The organism is Bacteroidetes bacterium endosymbiont of Geopemphigus sp., from assembly GCF_002904345.1.
In the GTDB taxonomy this organism is placed as follows: Bacteria; Bacteroidota; Bacteroidia; order Flavobacteriales; family Blattabacteriaceae; genus GSPS2-BC2016.
The window spans coordinates 777031-792796 of record NZ_PEIH01000005.1; the positions used below are offsets into that span (position 1 = coordinate 777031).

General features: G+C 35.1%; 17 protein-coding genes. 7 read left to right on the plus strand and 10 right to left on the minus strand.

Annotation, left to right across the window (positions count from 1 at the left end):
- Positions 1 to 283: 283 nt before the first annotated feature.
- From CS842_RS06595 to CS842_RS05030, 5 genes are all read right to left on the minus strand, one after another.
- The gene (locus CS842_RS06595) at positions 284 to 619 is read right to left on the minus strand and encodes a hypothetical protein (RefSeq protein WP_146037460.1); all 336 of its coding nucleotides are present in this window, start codon (positions 617 to 619) and stop codon (positions 284 to 286) included.
- A 132-nt stretch (positions 620 to 751) separates the two neighbouring features.
- Positions 752 to 916, minus strand: coding sequence for a hypothetical protein (locus tag CS842_RS06950; RefSeq protein ID WP_195909893.1), 165 nt, complete (start codon positions 914 to 916; stop codon positions 752 to 754).
- A gap of 349 nt (positions 917 to 1265) precedes the next feature.
- The gene (locus CS842_RS06955) at positions 1266 to 1436 is read right to left on the minus strand and encodes a hypothetical protein (RefSeq protein ID WP_195909894.1); all 171 of its coding nucleotides are present in this window, start codon (positions 1434 to 1436) and stop codon (positions 1266 to 1268) included.
- Positions 1437 to 1585: 149 nt separating this feature from the next.
- A complete protein-coding gene (locus CS842_RS05025; protein WP_146037461.1) occupies positions 1586 to 1813 on the minus strand; it encodes a hypothetical protein in 228 nt (75 codons plus the stop codon).
- 123 nt (positions 1814 to 1936) lie between these two features.
- Positions 1937 to 2137: a hypothetical protein gene (locus tag CS842_RS05030; RefSeq protein WP_103327761.1), complete on the minus strand. Its 201-nt coding sequence runs from the start codon at positions 2135 to 2137 to the stop codon at positions 1937 to 1939.
- 467 nt (positions 2138 to 2604) lie between these two features.
- On the opposite strand from CS842_RS05030, the gene tyrS reads away from it, so the two are divergent.
- A complete protein-coding gene (gene tyrS / locus CS842_RS05035; RefSeq protein ID WP_103327762.1) occupies positions 2605 to 3897 on the plus strand; it encodes a tyrosine--tRNA ligase in 1293 nt (430 codons plus the stop codon).
- On the opposite strand, the gene era is transcribed toward tyrS, so the two are convergent.
- On the minus strand, positions 3894 to 4775 hold the full coding sequence (gene era / locus CS842_RS05040) for a GTPase Era (protein WP_103327763.1): 882 nt from the start codon (positions 4773 to 4775) through the stop codon (positions 3894 to 3896). The two genes, tyrS and era, sit on opposite strands and share 4 nt — an antisense overlap.
- Before the next feature lie 820 nt (positions 4776 to 5595).
- On the opposite strand from era, the gene CS842_RS07995 reads away from it, so the two are divergent.
- From CS842_RS07995 to yihA, 3 genes are all read left to right on the plus strand, one after another.
- Positions 5596 to 5796: a transposase gene (locus CS842_RS07995; RefSeq protein WP_103327764.1), complete on the plus strand. Its 201-nt coding sequence runs from the start codon at positions 5596 to 5598 to the stop codon at positions 5794 to 5796.
- Positions 5797 to 7357: 1561 nt separating this feature from the next.
- On the plus strand, positions 7358 to 8143 hold the full coding sequence (locus CS842_RS05050; RefSeq protein ID WP_195909895.1) for an alpha/beta fold hydrolase: 786 nt from the start codon (positions 7358 to 7360) through the stop codon (positions 8141 to 8143).
- Positions 8124 to 8738, plus strand: a complete 615-nt coding sequence (gene yihA / locus CS842_RS05055) for a ribosome biogenesis GTP-binding protein YihA/YsxC (RefSeq protein ID WP_103327765.1) — start codon at positions 8124 to 8126, stop codon at positions 8736 to 8738. The genes CS842_RS05050 and yihA overlap by 20 nt, the downstream gene beginning before the upstream one ends.
- On the opposite strand, the gene aroQ is transcribed toward yihA, so the two are convergent.
- Entirely contained in the window at positions 8704 to 9150 is a 447-nt protein-coding gene (gene aroQ / locus CS842_RS05060) for a type II 3-dehydroquinate dehydratase (RefSeq protein WP_103327766.1), read from the minus strand. The genes yihA and aroQ overlap by 35 nt on opposite strands.
- Before the next feature lie 959 nt (positions 9151 to 10109).
- Between aroQ and CS842_RS06960 the strand changes: the two genes are divergently transcribed.
- Positions 10110 to 10259, plus strand: coding sequence for a hypothetical protein (locus CS842_RS06960; RefSeq protein WP_195909896.1), 150 nt, complete (start codon positions 10110 to 10112; stop codon positions 10257 to 10259).
- Between the two features lie 317 nt (positions 10260 to 10576).
- Here CS842_RS06960 and CS842_RS05065 read toward each other — a convergent pair whose 3' ends face one another.
- The 3 genes from CS842_RS05065 to CS842_RS05075 are packed head-to-tail and all read right to left on the minus strand — an operon-like array spanning position 10577 to position 13235.
- Positions 10577 to 11383 (minus strand): pseudouridine synthase, encoded by an 807-nt coding sequence (locus CS842_RS05065; RefSeq protein ID WP_103327767.1) that lies wholly within the window; start codon positions 11381 to 11383, stop codon positions 10577 to 10579.
- Positions 11380 to 12240, minus strand: a complete 861-nt coding sequence (locus CS842_RS05070) for a UbiA family prenyltransferase (protein ID WP_195909897.1) — start codon at positions 12238 to 12240, stop codon at positions 11380 to 11382. The genes CS842_RS05065 and CS842_RS05070 overlap by 4 nt, the downstream gene beginning before the upstream one ends.
- Positions 12241 to 12299: 59 nt before the next feature.
- Positions 12300 to 13235 carry a mevalonate kinase family protein gene (locus tag CS842_RS05075; RefSeq protein WP_103328038.1) on the minus strand — a complete coding sequence of 312 codons (936 nt, stop codon included), beginning with the start codon at positions 13233 to 13235 and terminating at the stop codon, positions 12300 to 12302.
- Between the two features lie 694 nt (positions 13236 to 13929).
- Between CS842_RS05075 and CS842_RS05080 the strand changes: the two genes are divergently transcribed.
- Positions 13930 to 14820, plus strand: a complete 891-nt coding sequence (locus tag CS842_RS05080; RefSeq protein WP_103327769.1) for an NAD kinase — start codon at positions 13930 to 13932, stop codon at positions 14818 to 14820.
- Between the two features lie 163 nt (positions 14821 to 14983).
- Positions 14984 to 15763, plus strand: coding sequence for a type IX secretion system protein PorG (porG, locus tag CS842_RS05085; RefSeq protein WP_146037462.1), 780 nt, complete (start codon positions 14984 to 14986; stop codon positions 15761 to 15763).
- Positions 15764 to 15766: the final 3 nt, after the last annotated feature.

Sequence of the window (15766 nt, forward strand, 5' to 3'; positions counted from 1 at the left end):
AATTTATATTAAGTATTGTATAACGCAAAATACGAGCACCCGAAAGAATAAATAAACTTTGTAAGTTACATAAAACATTTTCTTGATACCAACTTTATCTTTAATATATTCATTCGTTTAACACAAAGTATAACACTCATAAAGAATATATTTTATCATTAAAATAAATGATTTACTTAGTGGTAGCTTAAAAAGCTTATTTCTTAGTTACCATCAGAAGCTTTTTCTAGAGTATTTAAAATTTCTCTTACCTTTTCACCTTCAATAGTTTTAGGGTAAAGATCTATGAGATCTTTAAGTTCCTTGATATAGAATTCTCTGCATAGATTTTACCGGCTATCATAGCCTTAAGCAAGTCTACTTTAGGAAGTATTTTATCTTTTGGGAATTTTTCAGCAATCTCCTTTAAAAGACGCTCTGTAGTATTCTGATCTTCTTTTTTATAAGCTTCATAGTTGTATATACATATTAATGGATAATGGACTGATTTCCTGAGCAAAAGTCTCAGACTATAAGATATATTGGTTATAATACGAATCAGGAAATCTTGACACAAGCTGATCTTTATAAGCTTGCGCGCGCGCTGACTTTTGTTCTTTATAGATTTTGTAAAGCACATAACAAGCCAGAAAGAAATCTTCAAGGTTCGTTATTAAGAGTCTTTCGAGCAAAGCAGAGACTGCGATAAGGTCTTTGAGTCTTTCAAAATAAGCCATCCATAAATATAATTCCGCTTGATCACTCTCTTTTTTTAAAGCTGTAATCCCGAGAGGGTCCTGTGGAATTTGCTCAAGATAATAGCTTGGTTCATAGCGCCTATCATTTTTTTCTTAGTTTCTATGGATTTATCGGTTACTGCTGACTCCTGAGTCAGCATAGAATTTGCCGCTTTTGAAGAGAGTCGCCAGTTTTCCAATAGATCTCTCGAGTCCCATTAAGTAGTAAACTTGTTTTTTCCGGACCTTCTCAACTCATTGTTGTAAAAGTAGAATTTATCTTTGATTTTTTTCATTAAAATTCGTTTCAAAACCAACATATCCATCTCACTGAACTTTGAACGATCGATTGTTTTTTTCTTTCAATCGCTCTTTTTCTTGATCTTCCTTTTTAAGCTCCGAAATATAGTTTATAAAGAAATTTTTCTTTTCTCAGGTCCCATAACTACCAGATTAAGCAGACTATCTTTTTTTTGAACGATATCATAATTATCGACAACAGGATCCATATTTTCACGCTTTTGGGTCAGGGCCTCACAGGTGGTATTTTTAGGAAAATCCTCTAGCGCGTATATTATAATATTGATCAGCTTTCGCATACTGCAAATCAGAAAAGGATATATCGCCTAAACTCTTATAAATATTCCCCTTAGCATCTGAGCTACCTGCGTTTTCTTGCTCAAAGACTTTTTGATAGTAGCTTTCAGTCTCTTTTTTCACCAGATCTTTCAGCTTTTTATCCACGGTATAATACAGATGATCACGTAAATCATAATACTTATCCTCATAAACTTATTCTCCTAAAGGGATTTCTCGAGTTAGCTGATTTCTAGCGATTTGCTCTGGATCTTTGGATCAAAATATTAAGCTCATGACATTTTTTCCCGAAAAACTATTTCAAAATCCAGACTCTTTTGAGCGATAATCTCAAACCTTTCAAAGGCTTTTTTCATATTTCCTTCCAAAGTGGGAAACTGTGCCTGAACATATTGATAACGTATCTTTTTTAAAGAAGACTCACTTAATTTTTGTTCCTGATCAAGCAATTTAATAGTCTCCGAGTAATTTTTGCGCTTAATAAAAAGCTCAGATTGCAAAAACAAGACTTCCCAAAATAAATGCTTTCTAAGCGATTTTTTTGAAGATATTTTCGGATATATTCAAAACCTGCGTGAGCATTTCCTGACTGAACTTGCGCTTTGGTAATCCAAAGACGCACTTCATATCATATTTTTGTAATTTTTAAGCCCATTTCGGGTGTAATAAAGCGCCTCGAGGACCAGCTCTTTCCCTGCATACCTGGTCTTGCCGAGCTGATAGGAAAATAAGCCTGAGCTCTTATCTAGGAATTTCTTTCTTATTCCCTTAATAAGCATCGAATGATTTTCTATTGCCTTAAGGGCTTTTTTCAGCTTCTTCAACCCTTTCCTTTCTTCTGATGAAATTTCTTTTTCGTTTGAAGAATTTTCATCTTCCCACTCAACACTTAAGAAATCGTCAAATAACGTTAGGGACAGTTTTTTTTAATAGAGGGCTTTGAGGAGGTAACAAGAATGTTTAGCTCCGTAGTATCTTGTATTATATTGGGCAGGCCACTTAACGAAAGAATTTGAGAATAATCGTCTTTATAAGATTTCTTTAACCCTTCCATAGTTTTACCCATAGACCATTTGAACATTAAATAAAATATTGCAACGTGCCGCTATCTGGTGATAGTGCCTATTAAAAAACCTTCTCTTCGGGTAGAGCAAGCCCATGTAAAGGAAAAATATCGATAAAAATAAAAAGATGATTCATTTTATGAACATAAGATAGGATGATCAAATAAATCTATATAAAAAAACCAGCCTATTTTTGCAAGGCTTTGAATCTAACAAATAATCTATCGATGGAGGACCTTATAAAAGAATTCTCCTGGCGCGGACTCTTGCAAGAGCACACACCCGGACTTCAGGATCAACTTAAAAGAGATAAAATCACTTTATATGTAGGTTTTGACCCTACAGCTGATTCATTACACATAGGAAGTTTACTTCCTATTATCATGCTCGCCCATTTCGAGCGAACCGGCCACAAGCCCATGGCTATTATAGGTGGAGCTACTGGGATGATTGGCGATCCTTCAGGGAAGTCAACAGAGCGTCAGCTTTTGGATGAATTTACATTAGCGCATAATATAAGTTGTATTAAATCACAGCTGGCACGGTTTCTGAATTTTGAAATGGGAAACACACGATTGCTTAACAACCATGACTGGATGCGCGAAATATCCTTTCTTGAATTTGCGCAAGACATCGGCAAACACCTCACGGTCAATTATATGATGTCAAAAGATTCTGTAAAAAAACGCCTTGGAGATTCCTCCTCCAAGGGAATGTCATTTACGGAATTCACTTATCAACTCTTACAAGCCTATGATTTTTTACATCTTTTTCAAAATGAGAACTGTTTGCTGCAAATCGGAGGTTCAGATCAATGGGGAAATATCACTACCGGTATAGAGCTTATTCGAAGAAAAATGGGTGCAACAGCACACGGTTTAACCTTTCCGTTGATCACTAAAGCTGATGGAGCAAAATTCGGAAAGAGCGAGAGCGGAGAAAATATATGGCTGGAGGCCAGGCGCACGTCACCTTATAAATTTTTCCAGTTCTGGATAAACACCTCTGATGAGGAAGCTGGGCGTTTTATAAAAATGTATACTTTTTTACCCAAAGATACCATAAATCAACTTATCGAAGATCACCGAAAAAAGCCACATAAGTGTATTTTACAACAACGCCTTGCTACTGAACTTACCCGATGGGTACATGGAGAAGAAGCTTGCAAAAGCGCTTTAAGCGCCTCAAGGTTGTTATTTGGAAATAACCCTATGACTTCAATGGAAGTACTCGATGATGAGACATTTTTATCTGTTTTTGAAGGCGTTCCGCGTGCTCAAATCTCTATCGAAGATTTGCAAAAGGGAATATCTATCATAGATGCTCTTGTAGAGAAAAGCGGATTTTTAAGTTCAAAAGCAGAGGCAAGACGTGCCCTAAAAGAAAGGTCCATTCTAGTAAATCGTCAGAGAATCGATGAGGACCTCATATTGGGCAAAACCAATATACGTGAAAAACGTTATATACTATTACAAAGAGGCAAGAAAAGTTATTTTATACTCGAGGTGGTAAAAACTTAATGGAGGTAGCCCAGTTTCTTAAGCTTCTCTTTATCTGAGCGCCAATTTTTATTTACTTTAACATGAAATTTCAGGAAGACCTTTTTTTTAAAAAATTCCTCAAGGCTTTTTCTTGCAGCGATACCTAGATTCTTTAAAGCCTTTCCCTGATGGCCAATAAGTATGCCTTTTTGTGAATCTCGCTCGAGATAGATGACACATTGAATTTTCAAGAGCGTTTGCCCGTCTTCAAAACTCTCGGTAACCACTTCAGTTGAATAAGGAATTTCTTTTTTATAAAGGAATAAAATTTTTTCCCGGACAATCTCATTGACGAAAAAACGCTCCGGTCGATCGGTAATATCTTCCTTAGGATAATAGGCATGGCCTTCGGGCAAAAGACTGATAATTTTCCCAAGAAGCAGATCTGTGTTAAATTTTTTCAAGGCTGATATCGGTAAGACCTCGGATTCCGGAAAAATACGGTGCCAATACTCAACAGCGCCCTCAAGATTTTTTTGGTCGATACAATCAATCTTATTGATCAACAAAAGAATAGGGACAGAGAGCTTTTGAATATTTTCAAGAATTTTTTGACTCTTTAAAGATATCTCTTTTGCTTGCGCCATGTAAAGAAGCACATCTGCATCCTTAAGTGCATCTTCTACAAATTTCATCATAGCTTTTTGCAGTGGATAAGCCGCTTCAAGTAAACCAGGAGTATCAGAGAAAATAATCTGATAATCAATAGAATTGAGAATTCCGAAGATGCGATGTCTTGTAGTTTGGGCTTTAGGGGTAATTGTGGATAGACGCTCGCCCACCAGCGCGTTCATTAAAGTAGATTTTCCTACATTCGCCTCTCCAATGATGCTAACAAATCCCGTTTTATGATTCATACTCCAAAAATAAATATTTTTGGCACGGATTTCTTAAAAGCAGCCTGAAAAACCGCAGCGGGATATTACTTATCTTTGGTTGCTTGATAACATACATAACGCGTCCTTAGAAAATAACCGTCAGGATTTTAATGCGGCCAAACACAATAGGAAAGTTTTCTGACTGAGAATCCTGATAAGCTCGTTGGAAATATTTTACTTGATGTAGATTTCTCTTTTTCATCTGCAGATTTTCATCGTTTTAAAATTTTTAATAGTTTTTTATCAACTATTTACTAGGGACGTATGATGTTACTTTGCTTATTTCAAAAGGCGTTCATATTATTTTCCGTTTTTTTAGACTTATCTTAAATTCTTTCCAATTGACTTTATATAAACGTAAAGAGCCTTTATTGATCTGTTCAGATCATAAAAAAAAGCCTTAGATAGAGTGATATCTATCAACATTTTATAAGTAATAATCTGATTTTTAGGTATTTATAAGGATAAATAAGATCAATTGAAATATTCGGTAAATCATACACTTTTATGAAAGCATTTGAAAAACATATGGCAGGAGAAAAACTTATCCAATCTTGGCCCTGCCAAGTCTGTTCACAAACCCCGCATTAGCTACTAAGAAATTGATGTGCATAGAGATTGTCTATCAACTAAGCGACTATAAATGTTTTCAATATTACTGTCAGAATGTGATAGAAACCGGTTCATTAAAAGGATACTGCAAAATACATATTCTTATAGCCGTTTTATACAACTCAAGCCAAGAATCGCTTTACTCATGCCAATATTTCTATTGTACTGCAAACTGTGAGAGAGCGCAATGTCATATACTATTCTTAACTCAACAAAAATAGCTGTATGTCATAATAAGCGCATCCATAATAATAAGGTATTTTCAGGAATAGCCATTAGTAGAGGAAAAACTTCTGTGGGTTGGTTCTATGAGTGGAAGCTTTTTATAGTAGTAAACCCTATCCGTATAGTTTATCTATGTAAGACTTGCCGGGGAAAAAAAGGCTGACAACAGCGTCGGTTTGATATCAAATCTATTAGATCGATTGAAAAGATGGGTCTTTTCTGACAAAGACTTTATTAATCAAAGCGCTATGAAATACCTTTTTGAAAGGGGTTTTAATTTGTTACGAAAACTCGTAAAAACATGAAAAATAAGCTAATGACTAAGAAACAGAAGCTTCTTATTTCCAAACGTGGTATAGATATAATCTATTATCGCAATGCTTAAAGGTGTATATGATATAGAGCATTCTCGATATAGTAGCCCTCTGAATGCTTTCTTGAATATTTTTTTGGGTTAGCTGCCGACTCTTTTGGTAGAGTACCTTCTGTCTCCTTTTGATTAAGACCCAAAACTTACGTGTAATAAGTATAAAGAACACGCTTATGAGACTTTGGTACAGCGCATAAATGATTTCAGTATTTATTAGGATTTGCATCAGAGGATCGGTTATGATATAAAGAATTACTTCCAAAAAATGTGTTGGCATAATAGACAGAAACGATATCCTGTGTGGAAGTAAACACTGCATAAAAACAGCGATCCTGACATACAGATTCTACAAGAAAGGGTACTATATTTCTTCCAGAGGTGGTTCATGGACTATGGAGATAGGCAATTTGGGCACTTATTTTAGAGAACATCAAGAAAAAGAATTGCTTGAATCTATAAGCATAGGAACCAGAGATTTTCTATTAAGATGTATCGAGACTTTGTTGAGGAAATTCTTAAAGGTTTTCCCAATGATACCGAAAATCTTCCAGTGCCCACTTGGTTTTACGGACATCAGCCAAGCAGTACATATGCTTAGCATATCATCAAATATTTCTCCAATAGCATCCGAAAAATAACCTATTGGCTATCAATCTATAACGACACAGGAGATTTTCCAGCATGCTACGAAGAATCAATGTAGAAATTTTGCTTATCACACATCCATGATTTTCATGAGTATAATATGAAAAAATGCTTTTTATATTGGACAACACAGAAAAAATCATAGATTTTCTGTATGAGTATCCTCCTATTAAGAAGTCAGAATAAAAAAGAAAAATATTTTGAGGAAATATCATTTGTTCATTTAAACAAGATGGTAATTGTATGAGTACAAAGATTTTTTCGATTTTTACAATCGTTTTTACTTTAAAGAGTTTTTTTAGCTTTACCTAAATATCTGTTCGTAGCTTTAACTCCTATAATCGATATTAGCAAACAGACTTTTATTATCTCCATAACTTATCAAGCCCTAATTATTGTGATATTTGATCTATTTATATACCTTTTTGTAGTTTTTAAATTACACTTGTAAAACTTTAAGCCGTCACAGCAGGGCAATATTGAGGTTTTTCAGTTCTCATAAATGAACATATTGTGATTCATTCTATGAAATAGTCATATTTTAAAATAATAGGAAAAAAATATTCGTTGATATAACTACATTCTGATATTTGAAGTAAGAAATATTGTATGTAAGGTATTTAAAATAAGGAGAAAAATAAAAAACTTCCTATGTCGTTTTTAACTATTTTTGCCCGTAACCATACTATAGAAAGGGTTAGGAATTACGATGATTTTCAGTTTAAAGAAAGAAAAGACATATACTTACGTAGAAGAAGGAGAAGGTCATACTTTTGTGTTGCTGCACGGCTTAATGGGTAATCTGAGTAACTTTAATGCGCCGTTAAAATTTTTTTCCACAAAGGGTTATAAGGTTATCATTCCAAGTCTTCCGCTTTACAGTATGCCCTTGCTTAGGACTAATATTTCTAACCTAGCGAAACATATTATGCGATTTCTTCGCGATAGAAATTTTTCTAAAGTTACTTTAGTGGGTAATTCTCTGGGAGGGCATATTGCGCTTATCGTTGCCAGGGAAATACCCAATATGGTTCATTCCATTACCCTTACAGGGAGTTCAGGTTTGTTTGAAAAAGCTTTTGGAGATTCTTTTCCCAAAAGAGGGAGCTATCAGTATATTGAACAAAAGACCCAAGAAGTTTTTTATGATCCCAAAGTGGCCACAAAAGAGCTTGTGGATGAGGTGTATGAAATCGTTAGTGATCGAAATAAAGCCCTTAAAACATTGCACATAGCACGAAGTGCACTGAAAAATAATATGGCCGATGAGCTTCTCTATATTAAACAACCCGTTTGTCTTATATGGGGAAAGCAGGATAATGTCACTCCACCTGAGGTAGCTGAAGAGTTTCACAGGCTTTTGCCCTGCTCGGATCTTTTCTGGATAGACAAATGCGGGCACGCTCCTATGATGGAGCGACCTGAAAGTTTTGTAAAAATCCTCGATGAGTGGATTTCAAAATTTAATTTGAATCATGAATATTCAAAGCACTAATTTCATAGGAAGCAGCGCTAAAAAATCCCAATTTCCCATCTCTGACCTACCTGAATATGCCTTTATAGGTCGATCTAATGTTGGTAAATCCACTCTGATCAACATACTCACCAATCGAAAGCAAATCGCTAAAACCTCCTCAGTTCCTGGAAAAACACGTTTGATCAATCATTTTTTAATCAATGAACAGTGGTATCTAGTAGATTTACCCGGCTATGGATATGCAAAAGTTTCTAAAAAAGAGCGTGAAAATTTTCAAAAACTCATTAGTGATTATATAGATTACCGTGAAAATCTTGTGTGCTTGTTTGTGCTTATCGACAGTCGCCTGAGCGCTCAGAGAATCGATCTGGACTTTTTAAAAGAGTTAGGTAAAAAACGAATCCCTTTTTGTATGGTTTTTACTAAGACAGATAAGCTCACTACACAAAATTGTAAGGAAAAAATAAAGATCTACAATGCCACTTTATTAAAAGACTGGCAAGAACTGCCTCAGCATTTTAAAAGCTCGGCAAGCTCAAAAGAGAGCAGAATAGAAATTCTTACCTACATAAAGCAGCTCAATCGAGAGTGGAAATCTGGCTTAACAAACTGATCGCAGCGAGCTTGTAAGAAGTCATGCCAAAACCGCAAATGGAGCCCTTGCAAGCAGCAGAGATTAAAGAACGATGGCGAATCTTTTCGCGAGTAAAAATATTGCTGAGGTGAACCTCCACCACAGGGATGGAAATGGACCGGATAGCATCGGCTAAAGCCAGTGATGTGTGAGTATAAGCACCGGCATTCAGCACAATACCTATTACTGAAGAGCTTTTTTCATGTAGAAGATCAATAAGTGCTCCTTCATGATTGGTCTGTGCATAAGAGAGCTTAATTTTAGATAGAAAAGACTTTTGCGAAAGGCGCTGAATATACTGCTCCATGGACTCATTACCATAAATATCCGGCTCACGTTTGCCCAATAAATTCAAATTAGGTCCATTAATTATGGATATTTCTTTCAGCATGCATCAAATATTTTCAAGTCAAAGAAACAAATATTTTTCTATCTTTAAAAACAAATCCCCCGAATATGCAAGAAAGAATAATCGCGACAAAACAGAAGACTCTTTAAATCAACACTAATCCTTGTATATACGGAATTTTTTCCGAAATAGGTGCCGGCCAGGAAACTGTACGGGCTTTTTTTTTCGCGCTGGTGGCGATTCAAAGCTGTGGCTAAGACCATGTCTACCTACGACAAGGATTTTAGCGATGCTATTTTATGGAAGAGAAGTTGATGACCGATACGTATGTGAGGACCGTATTAAAAAGAAGACCGAATTAAAAAAAATTTTGTATCATACGATTCGGTTAATTAAAAGCCGTATGCAGAGACTGAATTACCCTGAGATTTTTTTTGTACATGCTAATAGCGTAACAACCATTGACTATAAAAAAATCAAGTAAAGGACATGAATGGGTAGGTATCCACCACTTTTTTCATCTACTTCCCCAAGAGGCGTATAGTGAGATCGTATTGCACTTAAATTTTCCCAAACCGAAGCGCATCATCAGCAAGAAACTCTCGGAGAATTGGGAACTAACTTGATTTATGGAGATTTTTATCATAGGGATAATCCGCGCAAGCTTTTATTATCACTTTATGATAACATAGGTAAATACAAAATTGTTTTTGACACGATTAATTTTTCTGGAAATCGTTTCCATTGTATGTAGATAATCGCTTAATCTGCTTGCAATTGGTGAAAAAATGGAATGACTGACACAGTTATTTTTGGTCCCAACGGGAAAAATATTTTGGCCGCTGAGTTCCTTTTTAAAATGAGTTCCTTTTTAAAAAAAGTATTTTTTTGATCCGGGGTAATTTTAAGACGGTAACCAAAGTACATGAAGATATACTTAAGTATGGTTATGAAATTTTCATAAAAGAAAGTCAAAGAAATCCGAAAGATTTCGTAGTGCTTTGCGAGATCACTTTAAGCAAGTTAAAATCAGCGCGGGAGAACTCGATGAAAGAGATTTTCTTGATCGCGTAGATATTCTACGCAATCTGATGGCGGAGGGATACTCGAAAGAAATATTAAAAAAAATTCAGGAAGGCAAAAGTAAATGAGAAGATGATTTACCCGATGAGATAGCCCAAACCATTAAAGAAAAAAGCTTATTCGGTCAGGCTGGTGTTATGTACTAAAAATCTGAATTTTTTTCCGATTTTTTATCTCAGATAAATTATCTGAAATAGATTATGTAACTCAAAACATAACACATTTTTTATAAAAAGAAATTGTAAACAACCATTCCTTAGTGATGGTGATAAATATCTTATAGATGCATATTTTACCAAGTCTCTATTTTTAAAAATTCTGACTAAAAAATATAGTATATCAGTAAAAATCAATCTGCTTTTTAAGCAGGTGTATTTTTTTAAGTTCAAAGTATTTTAAGAAAACTGACTTCCTTTTCGGTTAAAATACGCCACTGCCCTCTCTTAAGCGCTTTTTTCGTAAGACCTCCAAAAGATACCCTGTCAAGCTTAGTTACTTCATAGCCCAAAACTTCAAAAATACGACGCACCACCCTGTTCCAGCCGATATGAAGTTCGAGGCCTATTTCATTTTTTGTAGCGCCCTGAACGTAAGAAATCACATTTATTTTAGCCTTTCCTTCAGGCAGACGCACTCCTTCACGGATCTTTTCAAAATCGCTCCCCTGAAGTTTTCTGTCGAGCACAACATGATAAATTTTTTTGATTTGATGTGCTGGATGTGTCATTTTTTTAGCTAAATCTCCATCATTTGTGAGCAACAATACACCAGTGGTCTGACGATCAAGTCGCCCAACGGGATACAGTCTATAAGGCGAAGCATTTGCTATAAGATCCATAACAGTTTTTCGATTTTTTTCATCGCGAGTGGTAGTTAAAAATCCTTTAGGTTTATTTAGCAAGACATATACTTTTCTTTCCGGGTAAAGAAATCGGCCGTCAAATTTCACACGGTCCCCAGAAAGCACCCTATACCCAAGCTTGGTAACTATTTTACCGTTAATTTCTACTATACCTGTTTTAATAAGCTCATCAGCCTCTCTTCTGGAGGCTACGCCCGCATGTGCAAGGTATTGATTTAATCGTATTCCTTTAGCAGAGTTCTCAGGATTTTTTTCTCGAGTAGAAAAGTTTTTTTTTCCAGAGGAATTTCTTTTAGAAGAGAAGGAGGAAGAGAAATTCTTTTTTTTCATTTAAAAAATTTCTGCAAATGTAGGCGTTCCCATCCGATCAGACTTATAGAAAATATGCCCAGTATGACAAGAATGTCATAAATATGTGAAACTATGCGGTACTTCTTTTCAGATTGGGCCCGCCAGAGTAGAATCGAGGAAAAGCAGACGATCACAATAGAGGCAGTAAAATAGCACTTCATCATGCTCTCTTGAACATATTTTATCAATATAAAGGCAAGAATCACAAGAAAAAATAATAGAGCGCTTAACAAACACTTGGTGAGACGTTCACCATATATTAAAGGCAACGTACGATAATTAAAAATAAGATCTCCACGCTGAGTAGCTAAGTCCTTTGTAATATCTTCTACTAATAGTAAAAGGAAAAGAAAACAAGCATAGACAAAAACGCTCAGGTGAAAATTTTCATACTTTATAAAAAGAACGAAAAAAGGACAAATAGTAAGAAAAGTAGCTGCCAGATTATTCAAAAACACCCATCGGCTGATCTTGTGAGAATATACCCATATGCACAATTGGTAACCGAAGAAAAAAAATACTGCCTTTAAGGAAACCCATAGGGCAAAAAAAAGAGCCAGCACATTTAAAAAAATGTACATACGAAAAACCAACGGATGCCCAATTAAAAAATAAATTTTCACACGAAAAGGTTCCTCTAAAGAATCTTTTTCAGTATCATAAAAATTATTGATAAGATAACCTGCCGCTACGCTAGCTGCAGAGGCCAAAACCAAAAAATGAAGATTATTATCGTAAAATAATTTTTTAAAAGAATAAGACCTATCAAATATGTAATAAACTGTTAAATATTGGGCAATCACAAGTAAAAAAAGATTCCCCGCTCTAGCAACCAATAGAAGGTTGAAAAACTTTTTCAGAAAAGCATACATAACATCTCGCTTACCTCTGTTATTTAAAACCGAAAAATCACCTCCGGCTGATAATTCTTCAACTTTTCTTTAGCCATCTCATAATCAGGAGTAAAACCCAAAATAAATCCTCCCCCTCCAGAGCCGCATAGCTTAAGATAGTAAGTGTTTGTGTGAATACCTTCACTCCAAATCTCCCAAAGAGATGAAGGAATCATTGGGCGTAAATTTTGCAACACCCATGCTGACAGCGACTTCATGTTTTTAAGCAAGGGCTGAAAACTGCCATTAAGAAAGGCCTCTACACAAGCATCATTATATTCTATGAATTCTTCGCGGAGTGTTTTTCTAAAGCCACGACTTTTGAATTTTTGAAAAAACACCTCAATCATAGAAGAGGTGCTGCTGGAAACGCCTGAATTGATTAAAAAAATTGCACCTGCCCCTTTTTTATATTTGGGAATACCCACGGTGGAAATATCATTAGCTGAATGAATGAGCAAAGGCAAATTGAGATAACAAATCAATGGATCTATTCCGGAGCTTTTTCCGTGAAAATAGAATTCCATCATGCTAAATATTTTTTTTAATACGAGGATATGCTCTCTGTTAATGGCTTTGTCCGGTAAAATACAATTGCGCGCATAACTTTCATAAAGAGCAGCTACTAATGCCCCTGAGCTTCCTACACCATAACCCTGAGGAATATTTGAGTCAAAATACATGCCTCTTTCGAGATCTGTACGGATGGTAGAAAGATCCAGGTCTGCCGGAAAATCATCTGATTGTTGTAATTTTTCAAGAAAATCAGCGTATCTTTTTAAAGTTCCATTAGAGAGATTTAAAGATGTTTCAAACCGGCTGTCAAACTTAAGTACACCTTTATAAAGATCATGAGGTATCGAAAGTCCTTTAGCATTTTCCATAATGGCATATTCCCCAAAAAGAAGTAACTTGGCGTGGAATAAGGTTTTTTTGATTTTCATCATCAAAGATAAATTCCCTACGAATTTACTAAAAATCAAGGAATTAACTGTAATTTACAGTGTAAACGTTTCTATATTATTCTGTATTCATAGAATCAGCTATCTTTTTAAAAATTAATTATATACCTAAGTCTGTATTAAAGAAGGAGCTCTATGGCAGCGTTCAAAATACCTACTGTTGCTTTGATAAAATTGAATAATACCCGGGAAGTTTTTCAAAAGGGTGATCTCTAGAAATACTAACTGACAGTATAATAAAAAAGTAAGAAACTTAAAAATGCTATAGGCACATAAAAAAAATTACACGTTGAAAATATTTGAATTATATATTAAGAAACCATTGATACATTTCGTATACTCGAAAAATCAAAGCTTACTGAATATACATATATTTAAGAATTTTTATAAAATTGATTGATAATAAGTATTTTATAAAATATTTTATAGGCATTGTAAGAAGCTTCAAAAGAGCGCTTTCTCCGAAAAGTATATTAATTATATAGCATAAAACCGCTAAATTATCTTTACCAGTTTGCTTGGGAGATAAAAATCTATCGGGTACGAAAAACCTATTTATAACCTCTCGCTTGTTGGTTTAAAAGATTAAACTTTGGTGCTCTTCTTAAACATGAAAGCACTCAAGTACACCTATAAATTTGAAGAGTAGACACTGATAAAATATCTAAATATGAAAAAGATCGGCTTATACGGACAAAATATAAGGGTTGAGAATCTTTCTTACCTGATCAGATTTCTGGAATACATGGATAAGCGTAGTATCGAGGTACATATAGAGCAATTGTTTTTAAAAACTTTAAAAGGTTTTAAAGTGCTCAAAGCACTTGATACACCCAGCTTTTCTGAGGAAAAAACTCTTGATAAAGACTTTCAACTTGTCTTTACCTTTGGAGGAGATGGCACCATATTGTCAGCGCTTACTTTTGTCAGAGATTCCGGCATACCAATTGTAGGCGTCAATACTGGGAATCTGGGTTTTTTAGCTACTTTCAACAAAAACGCTTTTATCGAAAAACTTGATCGCATCCTTGAGCAAAAGCTTCAACCCATAGCCAGAAGCTTACTTTGGGTTGAAAGCAATGAAGAAATATTTAAAAAAAAATTTATGCCTTTTGCACTTAATGAGTGTGCAGTGCTTCGAAAAGAAACCACAGCTATGATTACGGTAGAGGCCTACATCAACGAAGAGTTTTTAACTTCTTATTGGGCAGATGGCCTTATATTATCTACCCCGACAGGCTCTACAGGTTATTCATTAAGTTGCGGAGGTCCTATTATTATCCCAGAAAATAAAAATTTCGTGCTGACTCCCGTAGCGCCACACAATTTATTTGCACGTCCATTAATCATTCCGGATGACCAACGCATTCGGCTCAAAGTCCACAGCCGAACGCAGGATTATTCACTTTCATTGGATGCGCGTATTCAATCTCTAAAAACCCAAACGGAGCTCACCATAAAAAAAGCCCCTTTTAATATATACATCATTCAGGATGAAGGACAGACTTATTACAAAACGCTTCGGGAAAAACTTCTCTGGGGGGCTGATCAAAGAAACTGATCAGTAAATATTCAAAAGATCCCTTAATGAAAAAATCTAATAAAATCTTTCCAAGTCGCTATAAGAATTAAGTATATTTGTCTCATTTATCTTCTTCCTCGCCATGAGGAATTCGTCTTTCAAGCGCCGGTGAGATAAGAGAAATAAAATGAAAAAGTTTTTTTTGTTATCTATCCTCTTTACAATGACTCTGTTTAACAAAATGCATGGACAAAGACATGAAGCAGGGGTATTTATTAGAGGAAGCAATCTCATATGGAACGTAGGTAGAAACCATTATGTGCTACCTAACTATCTTTCAGGTGGTTTAATTTATCGCTATATTCTCGCTGAGAGATATGCGCTTCGCTCTAATTTTTTAGGTGCAAAGCTTTTAGCTAAAGATCAGCAAGCTGATGAAACTTACTGCAAAGGCCATGGAAAAAAGACGGATAATTATATCGGAGAAGCTTCGGTAGTTTTTGAATTCAATTTTTTCGACTTCAACGGCCAGCACAAAAATAAACATACTCCTTTTATGTTTGTGGGTCTTGGACTGCTTGGTCATCAACGTAAGAGATATTCACTTTATTATAAAAAAAATTCTCCCGATACGACTTTTGAACCTGAATTTCGCGTTAATAATCATATTAAAATGAACTATAACATTCCCTTTGGAATAGGTTATAAATATAAGTTCTCTTGTAAATGGATAGCAGGGTTTGAGTTAGGAATTCGCTTTACAGGGACAAATCAATTAGATAATAATATAGTGAGTAAAGAGAATGTTCTTGAATTTACTAGCGAAGAACTATCTGAAGCTGACAGAGAAAACATAAGAAGGCAAACCGAAAGCTTTAGAGAGGCTCATACATTCGGAGTATTGCGATCTAATGATCGGTATGTTTTCAGCGGGCTCTCACTTAGTTATACTTTTGGACATCCATCTTGTTATTGCGATTAATCA

What these genes read in the sequence shown, in the direction of transcription:
- tyrS (WP_103327762.1), top strand. Translation starts at nt 2,605, where the DNA reads ATGGAGGACCTTATAAAAGAATTCTCCTGGCGCGGACTCTTGCAAGAG.
- yihA (WP_103327765.1), top strand. Translation starts at nt 8,124, where the DNA reads ATGAATATTCAAAGCACTAATTTCATAGGAAGCAGCGCTAAAAAATCC.
- CS842_RS05080 (WP_103327769.1), top strand. Translation starts at nt 13,930, where the DNA reads ATGAAAAAGATCGGCTTATACGGACAAAATATAAGGGTTGAGAATCTT.
- CS842_RS07995 (WP_103327764.1), top strand. Translation starts at nt 5,596, where the DNA reads ATGTCATATACTATTCTTAACTCAACAAAAATAGCTGTATGTCATAAT.
- CS842_RS06595 (WP_146037460.1), bottom strand. Translation starts at nt 619, where the DNA reads ATGTGCTTTACAAAATCTATAAAGAACAAAAGTCAGCGCGCGCGCAAG.
- CS842_RS05065 (WP_103327767.1), bottom strand. Translation starts at nt 11,383, where the DNA reads ATGAAAAAAAAGAATTTCTCTTCCTCCTTCTCTTCTAAAAGAAATTCC.
- era (WP_103327763.1), bottom strand. Translation starts at nt 4,775, where the DNA reads ATGAATCATAAAACGGGATTTGTTAGCATCATTGGAGAGGCGAATGTA.
- aroQ (WP_103327766.1), bottom strand. Translation starts at nt 9,150, where the DNA reads ATGCTGAAAGAAATATCCATAATTAATGGACCTAATTTGAATTTATTG.
- CS842_RS05050 (WP_195909895.1), top strand. Translation starts at nt 7,358, where the DNA reads ATGATTTTCAGTTTAAAGAAAGAAAAGACATATACTTACGTAGAAGAA.